Genomic DNA, 19,370 nt, shown 5'->3' on the forward strand with positions numbered 1-19,370 from the left:
ATGTAAGCGCTTACATCACGGTAATCATTCGTTGAGTCAGGTAGCCCTTCATGAAACCGATACCCTATTACTCGCACTGGCCGGCTATTACTTCCGCCATCCAGTCGACGACCGAAGAAACCATTTTTGTCGACCGCATCGTCGAACAGATGACGCTCGAAGAGAAAGTCGGGCAGATGATCCAGCCGGACATCCGTGACGTGACGCCGACCGAGGCCCGGGAATACAAGCTCGGCTCCATCCTGAACGGCGGCGGCGGCTGGGTGAACGACGACAAGCGGGCCAGCGCCGGGGATTGGCTGGGCCTGCTGGATCAGTACTGGGACGCCCTCGAAGCCGCCTACGCCGACCGGCCCTTCCGCATTCCCTACCTCTGGGGCACCGACGCCGTTCACGGCCACAACAACATCTACCGGGCGACCGTCTTCCCGCACAACATCGGGCTGGGCGCGGCCCGAGATCCGGATCTGATTCGCCGCATCGCCGAGGCCACAGCGACCGAAATCTGCGTGACCGGCATGGACTGGACCTTCGCGCCCACCGTGGCCACGCCGAGAAACCTGCGCTGGGGGCGCACCTACGAGGGCTACTCGGAAGACCCGACCATCGTCTATCACTACGCGGGCGAAGTGGTGCGCGGCCTGCAACAGTCCGCCGAGGCGCTGAAAACCGATCGGGCGGTGCTGTCGAACGTGAAGCACTGGGTAGGAGACGGCGGTACACGTCACGGCATCGATCGGGGCTGCAATCACTACGATGAAGACCTGCTGCGCAACATCCACGCCATGGGGTACTTTTCGGGCCTGGAAGCGGGCGCGCAGATCGTCATGGCCTCGTTCAGCACCTGGGAAGGCGAGGCGAACTACGATCATTCGCCCGACGACGGCGTGGCCTTCAACAAGAGACTGACCGGCAGTCGTTACCTGATCAATGACGTGCTCAAAGACAGGATGGGCTTCGACGGCCTGGTGATCTCGGACTGGAATTCCCACGCTGACGTGTCCAAGTGCACCGATAACAACGCCAACTACGCCATCAACGCCGGCATCGACATCCTGATGGCCACCGGCAGCTCCGATTGGCGTCAGGTCTACTGGAACGCCGTTGCCGGCGTCGAACGGGGCGAGATCCCGATGGCTCGAATCGACGATGCGGTGCGGCGCATTCTGCGGGTGAAATTCCGCGCCGGCATGTGGGACAAGCCGAAGCCGAGCCAGCGTGCCCTGGCCGGCAGGGGCGACCTCTTGGGTTGCGAGGAACATCGGGCGGTCGCGCGCGAAGCCGTGCGCAAGTCGCTGGTGTTGCTGAAGAACAAGAATGTCCTGCCGCTGCCCCGCACGAAGCCGATTCTGGTCACCGGCAGCGCCTGCGACGACCTTCAGAAACAAACCGGCGGCTGGACCCTGACCTGGCAAGGCAGCGAAAACACCCGGGAGGATTTTCCGGGCGCCAAGACGTTCGCCGATTCGGCCCGGGAGATTCTCGGAGCCGACCACTGTGCCGTCGATCCCGGCCTCGCCTGGGCCAACCCGCAAGACTTTGACACCGCTGTGTTGGTCATCGGCGAAGACCCGGCGGCCGAGATGTTCGGCGACATCGCCCCCGGCCATTCGCTGGCACTCTCTGAGATCAAGCGCAAATACCAGGCCGATCTGGCCCTGCTCAAGCGCCTGAAGCAGGCGGGCGTTCGGGTCGTGACCGTGCTGTACTCGGGCCGGCCCCTGTACACCAACGAGGAGATCAATCATTCGGATGCCTTTGTCGCCGCCTGGCTGCCCGGCACCGAAGCCGATGGTATTACCGATGTCCTGTTTGAACCCGGCAACGGCCAACCCCGCTACGATTTCACCGGGCGGCTGTCGTTCAGTTGGCCGAACCGGCCGGATTCCGAAGCGGTGAATGCGATTCCGGAGCACATTCCGGACTATAGCGTGCCCGAGGAGGAGCAGGATCCGACCGGTGAGCACAAGCCGCTGTTCCCGTTGGGTTATGGCCTGAGTCTGCAAGGCGAATCGTCCCGACTGACCATCGACCTGGACCGCCTGCCGGTGTCGAGCGGGTCGATGGCGAAATCCGATGCCGTTGCGGAAACACTGGAGCTGTTCGGCACGCGGGCCAACGGAGACTTTAACTTGATGCTGTCCACGCGTGACGACTCAAACGAAACGCCGGTATCGAGTAACCAAACCACACGGCGAGACGGTGTCACCATTGTGCCGATCGATTATCGGCATCAGCAGGATGCACGTCGTGTTGCGGTCGAGTCGGGGTCGGCCGTTGTGCGCGTCGCCGCCGGTGATTCACAAGGTTACGATCTCAGTGAGTACGCCGGGCCGGATGTCGTCTTGAGTATCGACATCCGGCTCGATTCCGACTGGCCGGCCGGCAGCCGGGTCGCGATCGACGGCACCTCGGGGACGTCGGGTTATCTGGATGTCTCGAATTATCTGCCCAATGAACCCATGAACGACTGGGTCACAGTACGAATCCCCCTGGCCGACTTCGGTTTGGAAGCCGACGCCTTGCGGGGAACTGTGTCACCCGTCCGGCTGGAAATTCCATCCGCCTGCCGGTTCGATCTGGGCGATATTCGCTGGGCTGTCTCCGAACAGCACTAGCTCCAATCTATCGTAGTGCGGGTTGCCGGGCACAACCGTGATGCGGGCTGTGCCCTCGGCCAGGCCTTCGGCCCGGTTCAGGGGCGACCGGCTTGTCGGGCGGCCTGAATGATGTGCTCGCCGATCAAGTCTTCGTAGTCGGTCCACAGCGGCTGCATGGCGGTTTGCCAGGTGGCCAGTTCGTCGGCCGAGGGTTCGTACACGGAGATGTTCTTCATCCGCTCCAATTCAACTTTGTCGTTGGTGCTCTTGGCGGTGGCCACGGCGTTACCGTATTTCAGCGACATCTCCAGAGCGAAGCGGAATTCGTGGCGATCCGCTTCGCTCAATCCGTTCCAGAAAGCCGAATTCGTGATCAGCATGTAATCCAGCACGCCGTGGTTGGAGATCATCATGTAGGGCTGGTGTTCGTAGAACGCCTGGGAATAGATATTGGACCAAGTGTTTTCCTGCCCCTGAATGCGTTGTTCGGCGAGTGCCCCGTAGACCTCGGAAAACGCCATGGGAACGGCCTCGGCGTTCAGCAATTCGAACTGTTTGATCAGCACATCCGAATTCATGGTGCGAAAGCGCAACCCGGCCAGATCGTTCGGTCGGGTGAACGGTCGGCTGGCGGTCAATTGCTTGAGGCCGTTGTGCAGATAGCCGAGCCCGAGGATGCCTCGGCTTTCCATGCTGGTGAGCAAGGCCTGACCGGTCGGGCTTTGCTGGAAACGATTGACGGCGTCCATATCCGGAAACAGAAACGGCAGGTCGAACACCTTGAGTTGCTGGGTATAGCCCTCGAATTTGGACAGTGACGGCGCCGCGAAATGAATACGGCCTTCGGCGATGGCGGTAACGGCTTCGTCGTCGTCCATCAGGTCGGCGTTGGCGTGTATGACGATCTCGTATCGGTCGCCGAGTCTGCGCTCGATCATCGATTTGAACATCTCCGCCATCTTGCCCTTGGGCGTGTTGGGCGAGACCACGTGAGAGAATACCAGTGTCTGCGGTTCGGCCCACAAAAGCATGGGCAGCAAAAATGTTAGAAGGCCCAGCAGGGCGGGGCGGGTACGACCGTTCATCATGTGACTCCTGTTCGCTTATTGTTGTTGGCTCACAGGAGTGGTCTGCGCAAGAACAGGGCCAAGGCGGCACGATGCGGCTTTGTGTCTGATTTCCAAAGAGTTTCGCCCACAACCGGTGTGCGGGCGAGCGGGAAATGGGTGGTTGAGCACCCAGCGGCAAGGTCGGAATGGGTGGAGGGCGACCCCTTGCTCCGGCTTAGGGTTGGACGAATTGGTAATCGACCCGCTCGATCCGGCCGCGCCAGTAAGTCTGTTCGCCGGCGTCCAGTAACCAGGCGACTTCGCCTTCGGTGGGTATCCACATCCCGTCGCGCTTTTCGTACTTGAACCAGCGCCCTTCCCAGGGGGTCGGAACGCTTTGCTCGCCCAGGGTGCGTACCCGGGCGTCGGCGCGGACGGATTCGATCAGGTTGTCGTCGTTGAACCGGAACACCAGAGAGACCCGGACATCACCATCGACCAGGGTCGCGCGGGCGGAACGGTCGTCGATGGCGGTCCACTGAACACCCTGACCGGGCAACAGGACGGTCGGATTCCAGGCCGCTTCGGCCAGCCAGCGCATCAACTCCCCCTCGGCGATGTCCCCACCGCCGCGCAGATTCACCGGGGATATCCAGCCCAGCAGCGAGGCGTGCAGCACGCCTTCACCGCTCAGGTAGGCATCGTGCACGCGAATGGGGGCGCCGGGCAGCATCCGAATGCGGGCATGCCAGTCAAAACCGGGCCGCTGGGCCGTGACGACCTGGTTGGCCGTGAACGGTTGCCATTGCTGGCCGGTTTCGCTTTGGTTGAAGGTACCGCTCTGGCGCAGCGAGACGCGGTCGATCAGGGGCTGCCCGTCGGTCAGCGCGCGCCGAAAATAGGCGCGAACCGGGGCAGGCAGATCGTCGAACGCGCTGAAATCGACGGTCGCGTCGGTCAACGGCCGGTGGGCGTCGTCCAGTCGGCTCAGAATGGACCGCGTTTCCGCGCTCCAGCGCCAATGACCGCTCACCGCGACAAGCACCACAAGCGCGATCAGGCTCAGCAATGTGATGATCAGAATTTTCCAGGGCATGCGCCGTTCTCCGTGTCTACCCCAAAGCGGCAGAAGCCAGATAGGAGCGACGGGCTTTTTCGATGTGGACCTTGGCGTAGTTTTCGGCGAGATCCGGTTGGCCGTCGCGTACGGCGTGCAGGATGTCGAGGTGCTCTTCCAGGGCCTGGTAGGAGCGTCCCGGCGTCGCCTCGCTGACGTTGGCGAAGGCGCGGATGTAGTCGCGCAGGTCGGACAGCATTTCGTGCAGGCGGGAGTTGCGCGAGGCTTGCCAGATGATGTCGTTGTAGCGGATGTTGATGTCGGTCGAGTCGTCCGGGTGCAGGGCGTCGGCCGGTTGTTTCAGATGGGCTTCGATGTCGGTGATCAGGGTGTCGATCTCGGCGCGCATGTCGTCGTCCATTTTCTGCGCGGCCAGACGCACGGCGATGGTCTCCAGCGACCCCAGGATCATGAAGACTTCCTCGATCTCGTCGCGGGAAATTTCGTTCACGACGACACCCTTGCGCGGCACCGTGGTCACGAATTTCTGTGACTCGAGCCGGAACAGCGCTTCGCGAATCGGCGTGCGGCTGATGTTCAGTTTGTCCGCCAGGGTGCGTTCCTTGAGCCGGTCGCCGGGCTTGTATTCGCCGCGCAGGATGGCTTCTTTCAGGTAGGAATACACCTTGTCTCGAATCGGCGCCAGGTCTTCCTGGTCCCAGCGGGGAATGGCGGTGGGGGTGCCCTCGGTCATGGCCTGTGTCGTCATGGTGAATGCCTGCCTAGTGTACTGGTTTCTGCCACGGGACTGTAGGAGCGTACGCCGTGCGCGACCTCAATAGGTGCTTCGAAACTCGCCACAGGCACCTTTCATGTCGCGCAGGGGCCTGCGCTCCTACAAACCCACAACTACCGGTGAGGCAAGGTTGCGCAGCACCTTGCAGACGCTCATGGCAACGATATGACCGGTTTTCGGGTTGTCCGGCGAGGGGGTGTTCTGCACTTCCACTTTGAGTTCGCCGAACTTGCCGAGCGCTGTGACTTCGTGGACGTTACGCTCGATGGTCGGGTCGACGACGACCTGGACCTCGGTCTCCTCGAAGCCAAGGCCGGCGAGACTGAGCGCGGCCGAGACATTGACGCTCTCCGGAAACAGTCGGGCGGAATCCCGGGCGTTGCCGGTGTAGATCACCGTCGGTTCCGTGATCTCGTCGAGGTTCACTACCGTTTCCGCATGGGTCCCCCGCCAGGCTTTGACCGGCTTGCGCGTGGTCAGGCGGACGCTGTCCAGGCCGTCTTCGGCGGCTGCGGCGATGCGGTCCAACCCGGCGACAGCGGCCGATGGCAACAGTATCTGTTTGCCGGAGGTTCGAGCGGCGGCGACCAGTCGGTTATACAGCTCGGCATCGCCGAGCGCGCCGACGGAGATGACCACGAAGTGGCAGCCGGCTTCCAACGCCATCTCGCCATATTGAGCGACGGCGCCGTGGCCGGCTGTTTCGACGATCACGTCCGGTCTTTGACTGAAAAAGTGCTCCGGATCGTCGGTCAGTAATCCGGTCAGGCTGGCCCCGGTCGAGTGATTCGAAACGGATCTGACCAGCACGCCGGATAATCGGCAGCCTTCGATTTCATTGCAGACCAACCGTTTGACTACATCACGGCCAGCGGTACCAAATCCGATAATACCCACATTTAACATCGAGTAACTCCTTGGAAATTTTTGGGCTCACGTTTCGGGAGTTCATTAGGAAGTGTACGAATGGCTAGCGCCGGATGCCGGGTAGACCGATACAGGGATGTCGGCCGCCTGGACGGCGGCCGTCAAGCCCCCATGGATGGGTTTACGGCGACCCTGTATCGGTCTACCCGGTAGCCGGTGCGGGTTCTGCCACTAACAGTACCCATACTCCGAAACTTTAGAGTAGGTACGGAACTCAGCCCCAGGCGACCTTGACGTTGCCCAGCAGGAAGGTCTGGCAGGCCAGGCGATAGCCCTGCTCGATGTCTTCCTCGGACAGGTGGTTTTTCTCTTTCTTCTTCACCGGGTCGGTGTGTTCCTGGCCTTCCTCGATGCGACACCGGCAGGTGCCGCAGATGCCGCCGCCGCACTTGAACGGAATGCCGCCCTGTTCGCGCAGCGAGACGCGCAGCAGGTTGGAGTTCTCCGGTGCCTGGACGGTCTTGCCGTCGTTGGTGACAAAGGTGACTTCGATCATGGGTCTGCCCTCCGGTTACTCGGCTTCCGCCAGTTCGTGAGTGAAGTTGAAGCTGTCGGAATAGATGCGATCGCCGTCCATGCCCAGGCGGGAAAAGGCGTCCCGGGCCGAGAAGATCATCGGCGGTGGCCCACACAGGTAGGCATCGAAACCGGACAGGTCGGTGTGGTCTTCGCAGATGGCTTCGTGAACATAACCGCGACGGCCGCTCCAGTCGTCATCGGCGTCGGACAGCACCGGCACATAGGTGAGATGGGAGCGCTGTTCCAGCCACGACCGGATGTCGTCGTGCAGGTACAGGTCCCGCTCCTTGCGCACGCCCCAGTACAGAAGCACTTCGGGCGGGTTTTCCAACTCGTCGAGTGACTCGATGATGCTCTTGATCGGCGCCAGACCGGTACCGCCGGCGACCATCAGCAAGCGGTTGTCCAGCGAATCGTCCTGCAGCCGGAATTCGCCCAGCGGCAGTTCGACGTCCAGAGTGTCGCCGACCTGGTAGTGGCCGTAGAGCCGTTCGGTGAAACGGCCGCCCGGTACCCGGCGGATGTGCAGGTCGTAGAGGTCTCCGCGCGGCGGCGAAGCCATCGAGAAGGAACGCGGCGTGCCGTCTTCCAGGATCACGTTCAGATACTGGCCCGGGTGGAAGGCGACGTCGGTCGCCGTCGGGATGCGCAGCACCAGGTGGGTGACGTCGTGGCACAGGGCGTCCATCTGAACAATGGTGGCTTCGTGGTAGTCCGGCTGAATGAAACCGGCCGGACGCAACCGGGCGTTGATGTGCAAGTCGGAGCAGGCACGTGCCTGGCAGGCGAGCGCATAGCCCTGGCCGGCTTCTTCCTCGGTCAGTCCGAAGGGTTGTTCCTCGTAGTCGACCGAGCCCTGATTGACCTTGATGCGGCAGGTGCCACAGCCCCCGAAGCGGCAGTCGTGCACCAATGCCAGCCCGGCCCGTTCGGCCGCGTCCAGCAGGGGTTCACCCGGGTTCACCTCGAATTGGGTGTCGGTATCGTTCAATGTCACACGAAAGGCCATAAGCACCTCCAATAAAGCGTGTCGGTCTGGGCCCGGCACACGGCCGGGCCCGGGCCCGGGCCGTTACCGTTTGATATCGGCCTCGACGACCACCTCGTGGCCGTTCGGGCCCAGCCGTTCGGCCAGCGCTTGCAGCGCGGCCAGGCCGGCTTTGGTGTCCTGTTCGCCGTTGCCGCCGGACAGACCGACGCCGCCGATGACCTCGTCATCGACCACGATCGGGAAGCCGCCGACGAAGACCGCGAACTTGCCCTCGAAACTCCACTGGATGCCGAAGGCTTCGTTGCCGGGCAGGGCGGGGCCGTTCGGCGCGGTGTTGAACAGGTGAGTCGAGCGCTTGTGACCGGCGGCGGTGAAGGCCTTGTTCCAGGCGATCTGCGGGCCGGTGATGCGCGCGCCGTCCATGCGTTCCATGGCGATCGGGTAGCCGCCGTCGTCGACGATGCAGATGCTTTCCAGCACACCGATATCAAAGGATTTTTCTTTGGCGGCTTCCAGCATCTGCTTGGCGTCGTCCAGTTCCAGTCGATATACGTGTTTCATGAGTCGGGCTCCTCGGCTGTTCAGCGTCCGATGTAGACGGTTTTAAGTTGGGTGAAGAAGTCCAGACCGGCGCGACCGGATTCGCGGAAGGTCGAGGTGCTGGACTGTTTGACGCCGCCAAAGGGCGCGTTGACCAGGTTGCCGGTGGTGGTGCGGTTGACCTTGACCGTGCCGGCTTCGACGTCCAGCGGAAAACGCTGGATGTAGTCGATGTTCTGGGTGACCAGGGCGGCGCTGAGGCCGAATTCGACATCGTTGGCTTTGGCGATGGCGTCTTCGTAGCCCTCGACCTCGATCACGGCGATCACCGGGCCGAAAATTTCCTCACGGGCGATGCGCATCGGCTGGGTCACGTCGGTGAACACCGCCGGGCGAATGAAGAAGCCGTTGTCGTACCCCTCACCGGTCAGGCGTTCGCCGCCGATCAGGTGGGTAGCTTCCTGGCGGCCCAGTTCGACATAGTTCAGAACGTTGTCGAGCTGCTGGGCGCTGGCCAGCGGACCGATCTGGACGTCGGGGTCCATGCCGTTGCCGACCTTCAGGCTCTCGACCTTGGCGACCAGGGCTTTGAGGTAGGCGTCTTTTTGCCCGGGCGTGATCAGCACTCGGCTGGTGCCGGTGCAGGCCTGGCCGGTCAGCGAAAAGCCACCGGCGACGGTCAGGTTCACGGCGGTGTCGATGTCGGCGTCGTCCAGCACGATCAGCGGGTTCTTGCCGCCGAGCTCCATCTGGGTGCGCGTGGTCAGGCCGGCGCGCTGGTGGATCTTCTGGCCGGCCGCGTTCGAGCCGGTGAAGGTGATGGCCCTGATCGCCTTGTGGGCGGCCAGCGGCTCGCCGATGTCGCGCGCGCTGCCGGTCAGGAAGTTGAACACCCCGTTTGGTATGCCGGCATGGTGCAGGGCTTCGGCCAGGCGCAGGGCGATCAACGGGGATTCGGACGACGGCTTGAACACCACGGTGTTGCCGGTCATCAGCGCCGGCGCGATCTTGCGGGCCGGAATCGAAATCGGGAAGTTCCAGGGCGTGATAACACTGACGACGCCGAGCGGTTCGCGCTGGCTATAAACCAACATGTTCGGGTCGTCACAGGGATAGGTTTCGCCGGTGATGGTGCTGGCTTCGACCGCGTAAAACCGCAGTGTCTGAGCCGAGCGCTGGATCTCCATCTTGCTGTTGGACAGCAGCTTGCCTTCTTCGCGGGTCAGTTCCTCGGCGAAGGCGTCGACGTGGTCGTCCAGGTAATCGGCGGCCTTGTTCAGAATCTTGGCGCGCTGGCCGACCGGGGTCGCCCGCCAGCTTTTAAAGGCGTGGTCGGCCGCTTCGATCGCCGCCACGACGTCGTTCTCGCTCGACGCCTGGAACTGGCCGAGGCAGTCGTCCTGGTTGGCCGGGTTTCGGTTCTCGAACAGTCGACCGGAGGCGGACGCCTGCCATTCACCGTTGATGTAGTTCAGATAGGTATCCATGGGATGGTTCGCTCCGGGCCCCGGCGTGTGCCGGGCACAGGGGCCCTTGGCCCGCGAGGGTGTCGCGGGCGGGCCGGGGCCGTTAACAGGAATGAAGGGCGGTGTAACCGGGGATCAGGCGGCCTGACCCATGTCGAGCTGGTCGATGGGCAGCTCGTCCACGACATAGTCGTAATACAGTGCCGTGGTGTAGAGCAGACGCATCTGGGCGCCGATCTCGCACACTTTCAGGCAGCGTTGCTGCAGTTCGACGGTGTCGGCCAGTTCCAGCACGATCTGGTAGCCGCGCTCGCCGTGAATTTCGTCGGAGACGATGTGCAGGTCGAAGAATTCGACTTCCTCGTCGGTGAAGCCGTACTTCTCGCGCAGTACCGGGGTCTGCTTGCGGTAGATGGACGGGACCTGGGATTCCAGACCGACGACCAGCGCCGCCACGGCCACAACCGGGTGCTCACGCATCGCCATGGCGTAACACCAGCTCTGCAGACCACGAGTGGTCGGAGACATGTTGTCCGGGTTCTCGACGCGTTCGCGGGTGGTGCCACAGGCTTCGGCGAAGCGGATCAACAGATCGGTGTGGCGGTCGCCGCCCAGCTCTTCCTCATACATGTTCTGCAGCAGGAAGTCTTTCGCTTCGGTGTACTGCTCCGGTGTGTTGGCATAGATGTAGCCCAGGTAGTCCGCGAACGGACCAACATAGTGGTAGTGGTTTTCCGCCCAGCGCGCCAGGTGGTCGCGGCTCAGCTTTCCGCTGGCCCAGGCCACGCTGAACGGCGCCTTGTTGGCGCTCTTGCCTTTGATGGCTTCTTCCAGTGCTGAACGGAACTCGTCGCGGTTCATCAACTTGGTCATGGTGTCACCCTCGTTTCGTTGTGGGGCCGGGTGCCTGTGGCAGTGAGCCCATTGTCAGTTGTTGTTTTGGTGGTCGTTCAAGGTGTCAGACAATCTGGTTTGTCGGTTCTCGGTATTTGGTATACCAAAGAATGAGGATCAAGTTAGTGGTATCCCTTAGGGGAGTCAATGCATAAAATCGATTATTTCTTGGAAAGTAGGTTTGGATCGACTGTATTAATCGCCTGGTTGACCGAAAAAGACGTTCTTTTTCAATCGATTATGTGCATTCCGCACTGAATGTATCCTTTTGTAATGGAACGCTGATGGACACCATAAATGAGAAATAATCTTATTTAATCTACAGATTTCCCTTCTTTTGGTATACCATTGGTGGGTGTCAGTCTGGTCCATCCGATCGGTTCGGGCGCCACCACCCAGTTGAACGAGGTTCCCCATTGTGAAAGACGCAAGCCCACAACCAATAAACAACCAGGCCCGCGCGCGCTTGGCCGTGGTGTTGGGAACCCTGCTCGCCGTCCTGGACCTCGGCATGATCAACATCTCCCTGCCCACCTTCGCCCGTTCCTTCGACGTGGCGGAATCCCAGGCGGTCTGGGTGTCCACCGTCTATCAACTGGTCAGCGCCGCGACCCTGTTGATCGCTTCCGCCGTCAGCTATCTGTTCGGCCGCCGCTGGGTCTATGCCGTCGGGTTGGGCCTGTTCGTGCTCGGTTCGCTGGGTGCGGCTCTGGCGCCGTCGCTGACGGTATTGATCGGTTTCCGGATGCTGATGGGGCTGGGCGCCGCCGCCATGCTGGCGCTGGGACCGGCATTGCTGAAAGCCGTTTACCCGGCGCATCAATTGGGGCGGGCCCTGGCGTTGAACGCGCTGGTGGTGGCCTTCGGACTGGGTTGCGGGCCAACGCTCGGCGGGCTGGTGTTGTGGCTGGGCGACTGGACCTGGATCTTCCTGTTGAACCTGCCGCTGGGGCTTGTCGCCCTGATCCTGGCGTTGCAGAGCGTGCCGCGCGACAAACCCCAGCCGGTAATCTTCGACGCGCCGGGCGCGGTCTACTCGGTTCTGATGATCGGCGGCCTGATGCTCGCGTTCGAACGCTTCAGCCACGGCGCCTCAGCGGTCTGGGGGCTGTCCCTGCTGACGTTGGCCTCGATTTCCGCTGCCCTCTTCGTGACCCGTCAGCGCCGCGCCCCCAGACCCCTGCTGCCGCTCGACATTTTCGACAACCCACGCTTCAGCTACGCCATCCTGGTGACCCTGTTCGCCTTCATCGCCCAGGGCCTGGCGTTCGTCGCGCTCTCCTTTCTCTACCAGACCACCCTCGGCTACAGCGCCCTGACCGCCGCCCTGCTGTTCTCGCCCTGGCCCATCACCCTGTTGTTCTCCGGCCCGATTTCCGGTCGACTGTCGGACCGTTTCAACCCGGCGCTGTTGTCGACCTGGGGGCTGGTGGTCTTCGTGCTCGGCATCGTGTTGCTGGCCTGGGGCGGTGCGCAGGAAAGCCTGGCCTGGTTGGTATCGGCCTCGGTTGTCTGCGGCCTCGGATACGGCTTCTTTCAGGCTCCGAATAACCACGAAGTCATGGCCAATGCCAGCGGCCCCCGCAGCGCCAGCGCCTCCGGCGTGCTGGCCTCCGTACGGACGCTCGGGCAGAGCCTCGGCTCGGCCAGTTTCGCGTTGATTGTGTCGATGAGTGGCGGGAACATCGCCGTGACGTTGTGGACCGGGTTCGGGTTGGCCGTGTTGGCGCTGGGGATCAGCGTCAGGCGTGTTTGGGTGGCGGGTCAAATGGCAGGTAGGTTGGATTAGACCCGAAGGGTCGTAATCCAACGTTTGATGATGTGGCGGTGGAATGTGTTGTGGCAAGGATGGATGTCGGATTACGCGCTCTCGCGCTAATCCGACCTACGGACTGAGGCAATAATCGATGTAGGGTGGGCACGGCCCACCAGGGGAGGATACCGCGCCCGCGGAATTGGCCACCGGTACATTCAGCGTCGGTGGCAAAATCACCGCCCAGGCCGAGTTCCAATGGTGGGCGGCCTAAGCGTCGGACCGTCCCACCCTACGGTTGAGGCTACTCAAGCCACCTCAGACTCCACCAACTCCGTATCCATGGCTCCGGCCTGGGCCAGGCTGGCGAGCTCTTTTTCGGCGGCTTGCACCGACTCGAACGACTCGAAAAACTTCACCGGTATCGAATTCCGGGTGCCGTTTTCTCCCACTTCCTGAATCACGACCCGGGCGCCGGGACCGGTGACTTCGGCAATGGTGAACACACTGCGCTTCTTGTTGAAGAAGAAGTAATCAAACTGTTTCACCGGGCTCAGACCCTCACCGGGAATGGCCTGGTACTCGTTCGGTTTGCTGGTGATCAAAACGTACATGGCGGCCTCCTCTCAGCGCTCGATCAATTCACGAACCGAGGTGGCCAGCTTCGCCAGCGCCTCCTCGACTATGGCTTCGCCGATATCGAGGCTTGCCTTCGTCGCATCCCCGATATTGCCGTTGCGGGTCATCTCCTCGTAGAAATAAAAACCCTGCACCGGCTGCCCCGGCCGCAACGCCTGCCAGCGTCCGTCCTCCACAATGTCGCCTTTCACCAGCCGATCCTCGCGAACCAACTGCGGCGCCAGATACAGCGCCTCCGACACCTCCCGCTCGCAACTGTGCCCATAGAGCTTCGACTCCACATGCGCCTTGATCGACTCCGTCGCCGACGCCGTCGTCTTCGCGGAATAGCACTCCACACCCAATTCCTGCGACAACGACTGTGTCGCCAGATTCAGCGTCGACTGGTTGCCGCCATGACCGTTCAGAAACAGAAACCGCGTCAAACCGTGCTGCTTCAGCGACGTCACCATATCGCGCAACACCGCCAACAGCGTCTCGGGTCTTAGGGTAATGGTACCGGGGAAATTCATGTGATGCGGTGACACGCCCATGTTCACCGTCGGCGTCACCAACGCCAGAGGAAACAACCGCTCCCCCAGCTTACGAGCCATCGCCTCCGCCAGAACGGCATCGCAACTCTCGTTCATGTGTGGCCCGTGCTGCTCATGCGCACCCACGGGAATAATCGCCAGGCGCGCGGTGGCCAGCGCCTCTTCGACCTCGGGCCAGGTCATCTCGGTCAGATTGTAAGCGTTCATCTTGCTGTCTTTCCTGTTTGTAGGGGTTCAGTGACGCAGGCGTCACACCGTTACAAATCAGATCAGAACTGCCACCTTGCTTTATGGTATACCATATACCATTGTGATGGCACAAGCGCCTCTTTCTGGGTAGGTGCCTGTGCCTGTCGCTCGGGCCGTGCGTGAACTTTACTCCGCCCGGCTTGGAGGCACGTCCCTGTGCCGCCAAGCCTAACGCAGGCATCCATGCCTGCTGCTGCGTAAAGTCCCCCTACGTCCCTTTAGATGAGCCAATATCAAGCAGTCATCAATCCAGGTTTAACGGTAGTGGTGGAGAGTTTGCCACCGTTCTATTCCGGCAGATGTCGCCTGGGGCTCTTCTGCCCTACGGTCCGAGGAGTGGGTTGGCAGGACCAAGCCAGGAGTCCAAGGGGCTTCGTTTGGTATTCCAAAAGGAAATTAGTTGGCCTTATTGAGGAGGTCAAAATGGATTCAACCGGCTTACACAGTTCGGAAACGACCACGTCATTCTGGGAATCCAGGGATAGATCTGAGGCAGAGCTCGATAGCGGCCGCCGGTGGGGGTAGACCCCTCGGGGGATGTGTGAGGCATGGATGCCGAGGTCAAGCCCCCATGGACGGGTTCACGGCGACCCCCGAGGGGTCTACCCCCACCGACGGTCGCGGATTCCCGGCACTCAATTGGATTCAACCCCTCTAAACCGGGGCACCCATCCAAACGACAGGCACAAATAGGGTCACTCGCAACTGGCCAGGGCCACCTGGGAGGACAGCAGAATATGCTCGCGCACCAACTGACTGATCGCCGCGGTATCGCGCTCCAACGCATATTTCACCATCAGATCGTGCTGTTCATCCAAGGTCGAACGGACATCCGGATTGCGCGGTGCCCGTCGCCGGTAGCGATCGAACTGCTCATGCAACTGATGGATGAAACGAATCATCCAGGTCGACTGACAACTCGACAACAACACCTCGTGAAAATGGGAATGCAACGCCTCCCACTCATGAATCGGCAGCGTCTTGTCCACCGCCGCCCGCTTCAACCGATGACCCGCCGCCAACAACCTCGACTCCCAATCGGCATCGCCATTCTCCAACGCCTTCGTCACCGCCATCTGCTCCAACTCAATGCGCAGATTCACAATGTCCTCCAGCTCCTTGCGGCTCAACTTCGGCACGCGAAACCCGCGCTGGTCCTCCTGCTCCAGCAGACCCGAGGCCGCCAGGCGGTTCAACGCCTCGCGCAAAGGGCTCAGGCCGACGTTATACAGTGTGCGCAAATTACTGATCGCCAGCTTCTCGCCAGCCTTGAACTCACCGTTCAGCAGATCCTCCCGCAGAACGTCGTAGATACGGCCGGACTTTGTCTCGGCCCTTGGAACGCTGTTACTGGTCATAATTCGCTCACTACCCAAACACACAAAAACCAGTTTAATCCAAGAAAAAGTTGACGGCGAGGAATTTCATGGATATGTTTCTAAAAAATCGATTTTTTAATAATAAAAACGATCATTAGTGAATCGGTCGATCAGAATGATTGCGAATCGATCGAATCGAGAACAAGAACGACCACAGGAACCTGCATCATGCGACAGTCACAGCTTTCGGTTTCCTTTCTGAAGATCGGCCTGCTCGGGTTTGGCGGCGGGCCGTCCATGGTCCCGCTGATTCACGACGAAGTGGTACGCCGCCGGGCCTGGCTCGAAGACCAGGAATTCGGCGACATCCTAGCCATCGCCAACACCCTGCCCGGTCCCATCGCCACCAAGCTGCCGGGCTACATCGGCTACCGGGTCGCCGGGATTCCCGGGTGCATCATCGCCGTCATGGCCATCATCTTCCCGATGATCATCGCCATGGTCGGCCTGCTCGGGCTCTATTCACGCTACCAGGGCGTCAGTTGGATCAGCGGCATGGGACAGGCGGTGTTGCCGGTCGTCATGGTGATGATGCTGCAACTGACCTGGGATTTCTGGAAAAAGTCACGCGACACCCTGGGTGTCCCCATAGGAGGCGTTATGGTGCTGTCCGCTGCGGTTCTCATCTACGGTCTGGGTCTGCACCCGGCCCTGATCATTGTCTTTTTGCTGGCCTCGGCGCTGCTGTTGCCCGCCAAACTGCCCAAGCGCGGTTAAGGAGGCCGGATCGTGTTGTATCTCAGTATCTTCCTGGCCTTTTTTGTTCCCAACATCATCGGCTATGGCGGCGGACCCGCCATCATCCCGCTGATCGAGGCCGAAGTCGTCGGCCGCTACGAATGGATGTCGGCGTCGCAATTCGCCGAAACCCTGGCGCTGGGCAATGCCCTGCCCAGCCCCATCGCCACCAAGATGGCCGGCCAGATCGGCTACGAAGTGGGCGGTGTGACCGGTGCCGTCATCGCTGTTCTGGCCACGGTGGCCCCGTCCTTGCTTCTGATGTTGGCCGCCCTGGGCCTGATGATCCGCTTCAAGGACGCCATCCAGATCAAACGCATGAGCCAATGGGTGCGGCCTGTCGTGGTCGTGCTGATGGGCTTGCTCGTGGTCTCGTTCTTCGAGGAAAGCATGGCCGCTTCGGGCTGGATGCACACCGCCCTGCTGGGCGGAGCGGCGGCCCTGGCGTTGATGAAGTTTAACTGGCACCCCGCCGCGGTGGTGGTGTCGTCGCTGGCCTATGGCGCCCTCTTCCTGGGCTAGGTCGCAAGAGTAATGCGGGCGATGCCCTGCGAACTGACAGAGAAAGGTGATTTTATGCCGAATATCAAGATCCACAAAGGCGGCGAAGCCTTCGAAGGCGAAGTCCCCGCCAACTCCAATCTGGTGGTCAGGGCAGGCATTCGCCAGTTTCCATACCCGCATTTGAGCTACGGCTGCGGCATGGGCAAATGCGCCAAGTGCATGTGCCAGATTATCGACACCGCCGAATCGCTGCCGGAGCCGAATTGGAAAGAAAAGAAGATGTTGGGTCCCAAACTGGCGGAAGGCTATCGCCTGGCCTGCCAATTGTGGATCAACGACGACCTGGAGATTTCGCAGGACAGCCAACAGGCGGTCCAGGCGACACCGACGACACAACAAAAAGTACACAACGCAGGAGGGTAGCGCTTACAGAATGACACAACCAAACGATTGGGAAGCAAGCCGAAACCATAGGATGATTAATCCATAAACCTCGGTCAGCCAGAGGATCCGCCGAATGCATACTGTGACGCAGGCACTTGAAAACCGAGCCATAACGCTGCCCCGGCCCAACCCGCCGGCCGGTAACTATCGCCCGGTAATGGTTCATCAGGGATGGGTCGCCATCTCCGGTCAAACCCCGAAACAGGACGGCCAGCTCGTCTATCGGGGCAAGGTCGGACGCGACCTGGATGAACCCGAAGCCATCGAGGCTGCCCGCCTCTGTGGACTCAACCTGCTCAGCCAGTTGCATGTGGCGTGTGAGGGCCATTGGGACAATCTCTTGCAGTGCATGAAACTCACCGTGTTCGTGAATTGCACCGATACGTTTGACCGGATGCCGCAGATCGCGGATGGCGTATCCAACCTGCTGGTGGAGTTGCTGGGCGACAAGGGTCTGCACAGCCGTTCCGCCGTCGGGGTGGCCTCCCTGCCGGGAGGGGCCGCGGTCGAGGTCGACGGTCTGTTCATCGTTCGAGCTGACTGACTATAAATACAAATACAGAGGTCACACATGACTGAATCCGTATCCCTGACTCTAGCCCACTGGATGTATCTGGCGGGCATCGTTGCCATCTTCATCACCATGATCTGCCGCACCACTGTGGTCGTGCCGGCGGTCCTGGGCACTTTTCTGGTTGCACTGACGTACAGTGGCAGCCTGATCACCGCCTTCACCTCGTTGTTCAATGCAAGCATGGTGGCCGCGGCTCAGCTGTTTAACATCTTCCTGATCATCGCCTTGATGACCTCCCTGCTCGGGGCTCTGCGAGCGCTGGGGTCGGACGTGAAGATGATCATGCCGTTCCAGAAAATCATGGTGAACGGGCACATCGCCTTCATCATCCTGGCCGTGGTGACTTACACCATCTCGCTGTTCTTCTGGCCGACACCGGCCGTGCCGCTGGTGGGCGCTATCCTGATCCCGGCCGCCATCGCCGCCGGTCTGCCGTCGATGGGCGCCTTGCTGGCCATCGCCATCGCCGGCCAGGGCATGGCGCTGTCGTCGGACTACATCATCCAGGTCGCACCGGGCATCAGTGCCAAGGCCGCCGGCGTGGAAACCTTCCTCGTCGCCGACCGCACCTTCGTGCTGTCGCTGGTGACCGGTGCGGTTGCGTTGATGCTGGCCTATCTGAAAATCCGTCGCGACATCGCCGCACCCAGCCAGCAACTGCTGGATAACTGGAGCAATACCAACGTAGCCGAAAGCGCTGACGTGGAGCAGGAAAACAAGGCGATTCAGAAACGGACCCGTGGCACCTTCCCGCACAAGGCGTCCATGGCCAGTGTGTCCAAGACCGTTGCCTCCGACATCGCCGAGGAAGCCGAACCCGATCCTTACGCGGCGATGCGTGAGAAGTGGTCCAAGTTTTTCTCGATCATGGTGCCCGTTACGTTTGTGATCATCGTGGCCTACATGATCCTGGCCAAGTTCTCTGATTCCGTTCCCACCATCCAGGGCGGTGACGGCGCGGCTCTGGTCGGCGGTGTGGCGGCGCTGATCCTGCTGTTTTCCACCTGGGCCGGTGCCGGTCGCAAGTTCCTGTCTGTGGCCAGCGACCACGTGACCGACGGCCTGGTATTCGCCTTCAAGGCCATGGGCGCCGTACTGCCCATTGCCGGTTTCTTCTTCATCGGCAACCAGGAAACCGTCGGGTCGATCCTCGGTCTGGGTGCGGATGAAACAGCTCCGGCCTTCCTGTTCGACCTGGTGCAGGCCGCCGCCTGGGCGATTCCCGAGAACTCGCTGTTCGTGGCCTTCTCGCTGCTGCTGATGGGCATGATCACCGGCGCCGACGGCTCAGGCTTTTCCGGCCTGCCGCTGACCGGGGCTCTGGCCGGTGCGCTTGGCCAGACGGTCGGTACCGACGCCGCCACCCTGGCGTCCATCGGTCAAATGGGCGCCATCTGGACCGGCGGCGGTACACTGGTTGCCTGGTCATCTTTGATCGCCGTGGCCGGTTTCGCCCGGGTGCCGGTGCTGGACGCGGTCCGCACCCTGTTCCTGCCGGTGCTGATCGGTCTGTCGGCTTCGACTTTACTGGGTGTGCTGATCTGGTAAATCCGAACCATTCATAGCCTTTAAGGCCCGCGATGCTCTCGAGCTCGCGGGCTTTTTTTTTGAGAATGTGAAACCTCTTGGTGGGCAACAAAGCGGTTTCGGATACAACGCCAGGCGTTTACGTCAGCGTCAATCCCTCCAGGTCGGTAGGGACGCCTGAATCTACAGTC

At 61.2% G+C, this 19,370-nt stretch carries 19 protein-coding genes; 7 read left to right on the forward strand and 12 right to left on the reverse strand.

Going from position 1 to position 19,370, the window contains the following annotated elements:
* The first annotated feature begins 50 nt into the window (after positions 1-50).
* Positions 51-2,618, forward strand: a complete 2,568-nt coding sequence (locus IE111_RS07545) for a glycoside hydrolase family 3 protein (protein WP_189607940.1) — start codon at positions 51-53, stop codon at positions 2,616-2,618.
* Between the two features lie 77 nt (positions 2,619-2,695).
* On the opposite strand, the gene IE111_RS07550 is transcribed toward IE111_RS07545, so the two are convergent.
* From IE111_RS07550 to IE111_RS07590, 9 genes are all read right to left on the reverse strand, one after another.
* A complete protein-coding gene (locus tag IE111_RS07550) occupies positions 2,696-3,688 on the reverse strand; it encodes a DctP family TRAP transporter solute-binding subunit (RefSeq protein ID WP_229805276.1) in 993 nt (330 codons plus the stop codon).
* A 196-nt stretch (positions 3,689-3,884) separates the two neighbouring features.
* Positions 3,885-4,745 carry a DUF6920 family protein gene (locus IE111_RS07555; protein WP_189607941.1) on the reverse strand — a complete coding sequence of 287 codons (861 nt, stop codon included), beginning with the start codon at positions 4,743-4,745 and terminating at the stop codon, positions 3,885-3,887.
* 16 nt (positions 4,746-4,761) lie between these two features.
* Positions 4,762-5,475: a GntR family transcriptional regulator gene (locus IE111_RS07560; protein WP_229805277.1), complete on the reverse strand. Its 714-nt coding sequence runs from the start codon at positions 5,473-5,475 to the stop codon at positions 4,762-4,764.
* A 126-nt stretch (positions 5,476-5,601) separates the two neighbouring features.
* Positions 5,602-6,408, reverse strand: coding sequence for an aspartate dehydrogenase (gene nadX, locus IE111_RS07565; RefSeq protein WP_189607942.1), 807 nt, complete (start codon positions 6,406-6,408; stop codon positions 5,602-5,604).
* A 235-nt stretch (positions 6,409-6,643) separates the two neighbouring features.
* Positions 6,644-6,925 (reverse strand): 2Fe-2S iron-sulfur cluster-binding protein, encoded by a 282-nt coding sequence (locus IE111_RS07570; protein WP_189607943.1) that lies wholly within the window; start codon positions 6,923-6,925, stop codon positions 6,644-6,646.
* Between the two features lie 15 nt (positions 6,926-6,940).
* Positions 6,941-7,957, reverse strand: coding sequence for a 2Fe-2S iron-sulfur cluster-binding protein (locus tag IE111_RS07575; protein ID WP_189607944.1), 1,017 nt, complete (start codon positions 7,955-7,957; stop codon positions 6,941-6,943).
* 63 nt (positions 7,958-8,020) lie between these two features.
* A complete protein-coding gene (locus tag IE111_RS07580) occupies positions 8,021-8,500 on the reverse strand; it encodes a GlcG/HbpS family heme-binding protein (RefSeq protein ID WP_189607945.1) in 480 nt (159 codons plus the stop codon).
* Positions 8,501-8,520: 20 nt separating this feature from the next.
* A complete protein-coding gene (locus tag IE111_RS07585) occupies positions 8,521-9,966 on the reverse strand; it encodes an aldehyde dehydrogenase family protein (protein WP_189607946.1) in 1,446 nt (481 codons plus the stop codon).
* 114 nt (positions 9,967-10,080) lie between these two features.
* Positions 10,081-10,818 carry an iron-containing redox enzyme family protein gene (locus IE111_RS07590; RefSeq protein ID WP_189607947.1) on the reverse strand — a complete coding sequence of 246 codons (738 nt, stop codon included), beginning with the start codon at positions 10,816-10,818 and terminating at the stop codon, positions 10,081-10,083.
* A gap of 439 nt (positions 10,819-11,257) precedes the next feature.
* On the opposite strand from IE111_RS07590, the gene IE111_RS07595 reads away from it, so the two are divergent.
* Positions 11,258-12,628 carry an MFS transporter gene (locus IE111_RS07595; RefSeq protein ID WP_189607948.1) on the forward strand — a complete coding sequence of 457 codons (1,371 nt, stop codon included), beginning with the start codon at positions 11,258-11,260 and terminating at the stop codon, positions 12,626-12,628.
* Positions 12,629-12,900: 272 nt separating this feature from the next.
* Here the strand turns inward: IE111_RS07595 and IE111_RS07600 are convergent, their stop codons facing one another.
* The 3 genes from IE111_RS07600 to IE111_RS07610 form a co-directional block, all read right to left on the reverse strand.
* On the reverse strand, positions 12,901-13,206 hold the full coding sequence (locus IE111_RS07600; protein WP_189607949.1) for a ferredoxin: 306 nt from the start codon (positions 13,204-13,206) through the stop codon (positions 12,901-12,903).
* 12 nt (positions 13,207-13,218) lie between these two features.
* Positions 13,219-13,971 (reverse strand): creatininase family protein, encoded by a 753-nt coding sequence (locus tag IE111_RS07605; RefSeq protein WP_189607950.1) that lies wholly within the window; start codon positions 13,969-13,971, stop codon positions 13,219-13,221.
* Positions 13,972-14,708: 737 nt separating this feature from the next.
* A complete protein-coding gene (locus IE111_RS07610) occupies positions 14,709-15,371 on the reverse strand; it encodes a GntR family transcriptional regulator (RefSeq protein WP_189607951.1) in 663 nt (220 codons plus the stop codon).
* A 189-nt stretch (positions 15,372-15,560) separates the two neighbouring features.
* Between IE111_RS07610 and IE111_RS07615 the strand changes: the two genes are divergently transcribed.
* The 5 genes from IE111_RS07615 to IE111_RS07635 all read left to right on the forward strand — a co-directional run bounded on the left by IE111_RS07615 (position 15,561) and on the right by IE111_RS07635 (position 19,200).
* Positions 15,561-16,109 carry a chromate transporter gene (locus tag IE111_RS07615; RefSeq protein WP_189607952.1) on the forward strand — a complete coding sequence of 183 codons (549 nt, stop codon included), beginning with the start codon at positions 15,561-15,563 and terminating at the stop codon, positions 16,107-16,109.
* A gap of 12 nt (positions 16,110-16,121) precedes the next feature.
* Positions 16,122-16,652: a chromate transporter gene (locus tag IE111_RS07620; RefSeq protein WP_189607953.1), complete on the forward strand. Its 531-nt coding sequence runs from the start codon at positions 16,122-16,124 to the stop codon at positions 16,650-16,652.
* A 54-nt stretch (positions 16,653-16,706) separates the two neighbouring features.
* On the forward strand, positions 16,707-17,057 hold the full coding sequence (locus IE111_RS07625) for a 2Fe-2S iron-sulfur cluster-binding protein (RefSeq protein WP_189607954.1): 351 nt from the start codon (positions 16,707-16,709) through the stop codon (positions 17,055-17,057).
* 94 nt (positions 17,058-17,151) lie between these two features.
* Positions 17,152-17,622, forward strand: coding sequence for a RidA family protein (locus tag IE111_RS07630; protein WP_229805278.1), 471 nt, complete (start codon positions 17,152-17,154; stop codon positions 17,620-17,622).
* 27 nt (positions 17,623-17,649) lie between these two features.
* Positions 17,650-19,200 (forward strand): hypothetical protein, encoded by a 1,551-nt coding sequence (locus tag IE111_RS07635; protein ID WP_189607955.1) that lies wholly within the window; start codon positions 17,650-17,652, stop codon positions 19,198-19,200.
* The last annotated feature ends 170 nt before the right edge of the window (positions 19,201-19,370 follow it).

It is taken from the genome of Saccharospirillum salsuginis (assembly GCF_014651855.1).
Lineage (GTDB): Bacteria > Pseudomonadota > Gammaproteobacteria > Pseudomonadales > Natronospirillaceae > Saccharospirillum > Saccharospirillum salsuginis.